4 protein-coding genes are annotated in these 1,616 nt (G+C 32.4%); all 4 read left to right on the top strand.

Annotated elements, in window-relative coordinates:
* On the top strand, positions 1-140 hold a 140-nt coding region (locus EAI80_RS13990; RefSeq protein ID WP_153188266.1), incomplete at its 5' end, for a zinc ribbon domain-containing protein.
* 194 nt (positions 141-334) lie between these two features.
* Entirely contained in the window at positions 335-619 is a 285-nt protein-coding gene (locus tag EAI80_RS13055) for a hypothetical protein (RefSeq protein WP_022425616.1), read from the top strand.
* Positions 619-1,323, top strand: a complete 705-nt coding sequence (locus tag EAI80_RS13050; RefSeq protein ID WP_129982377.1) for a pseudouridine synthase — start codon at positions 619-621, stop codon at positions 1,321-1,323. Before EAI80_RS13055 ends, EAI80_RS13050 begins: the two co-directional genes overlap by 1 nt.
* Positions 1,302-1,532, top strand: coding sequence for a Smr/MutS family protein (locus EAI80_RS13045; RefSeq protein ID WP_006506537.1), 231 nt, complete (start codon positions 1,302-1,304; stop codon positions 1,530-1,532). The genes EAI80_RS13050 and EAI80_RS13045 overlap by 22 nt, the downstream gene beginning before the upstream one ends.
* Positions 1,533-1,616 lie beyond the last annotated feature (84 nt).

Here is a 1,616-nt window from a genome sequence, read left to right as displayed (position 1 = left end):
CATGTCATTGCTGTAAAAGTATCAAGAAAGATTTAAAGCTTTCAGATAGAATTTTCAGATGTGACTGTGGATATATCAAAGACAGAGATTTCAATGCTGCACTTAATCTGAGAGATGCCACAACTTACGAAGTTGCATAGATGAACGCAAACGTAGGTATGTACCGAAGGCTATTTCGGGAATTTACGACTATGGAGTGTACTTGAACTTGTGAGTAGATATGATTTCGGTCAATCAAAAGCATACACGATGACATAGTAAGTAATGTTCGTGAGAACTTACATTATCTCGATGTGAGTATATTTAATCACATTTTGAGTGGCAGGCATATTTTATGCGTATTAAAGAACTACCATTAAGTGACATTCACTTTATTCCATCAGAATATACAGATCATCTCTATCATTCTATTATTAGAATAGGTTTCTCTTTTCCTATTAAGGTAAAAGAAACAGGTTGTGGCTATTTATGTGTAGATGGCAATAAGAGATTAACAGCTTTACGTGATATTTTAGAACAAGATCCTTCATATAAAAGAGGAGATAAAGTCAAGGTGATAATAGTCAATAGTACTGATAATCGTTCTAATGACTGTTCTCGTGGAAGGAATACTCATTAATGAGACTGATAGACATATTTGTATTAAATAAATGTGGAAGTAAGAAACAGGCAAAGAAGGCCATTAAAAAGGGACTGATACAAGTCAACAATGAAATAGTAGATGAAGATATGGACATAACTGATGAAACAGTTATTTATGAATCTAAGATTCTTGATTCTCATCCCTTGAAATACTATATCATTCATAAACCATCAGGATATGTATGTGCCAATAAGGATCCTCATGATCCCTGTCTGATCACTTTACTTCCAGATGATAACCTTCATTACGTAGGAAGATTAGACCGTGATACAACGGGTCTAGTCATTTTAACTAATGATTTGAAATTAAGAAAAAGACTCACTCTTCCTGAATTTCATATACCTAGAACTTATGCCTTTACTTGTTTAAGTTCTTTAAAGGATATAACACCATTTAAAGAAGGTATTACTATTGATGGAGATGTTAAATGTTTACCTGCAATAGTAGAAATGACAAGTGAATATGAAGGTATCATCACTTTAGAAGAAGGACGTTATCATGAAATAAAGAAGATGTTCCTTTCTCTTAATAATAAGATTACATCACTTCATCGCATTATGTATGGAGATATCTCGTTAGGTGATCTTCCAAGTGGTACATATAGAACTCTCACTCAAGAAGAAATCAATCATTTAAAAGACATCACAAGGAGAAGTTTATGCAATATATCAAAGAAATAGATATACATGGCTATACTCAACAGGAAGCACGTAAGATGATCGATGCAGCTTTAAAGAAACCTGATGCATTGACTTTAAGAATCATCCATGGATATAATCAAGGACAGACTTTAGGTCAGATGGTGAGAAAAAGATATCGCAGTCATCCTCATGTACAAAGAATAGAATTATCTATGAATCCAGGTATTACTGATATTATTACAAAATAAAGGAGTTAAGTGTGAAACAAAAATCAATCAAAACGTATAAAAAAAGACAAACTTAAAAACAAGTTTGAATAATTTAGAAAAAAT

The sequence above is a fragment of the Catenibacterium sp. co_0103 genome, from assembly GCF_004168205.1.
Taxonomy (GTDB): domain Bacteria; phylum Bacillota_I; class Bacilli_A; order Erysipelotrichales; family Coprobacillaceae; genus Catenibacterium; species Catenibacterium mitsuoka_A.
This window is presented reverse-complemented; position numbering and strand designations above follow the sequence as displayed.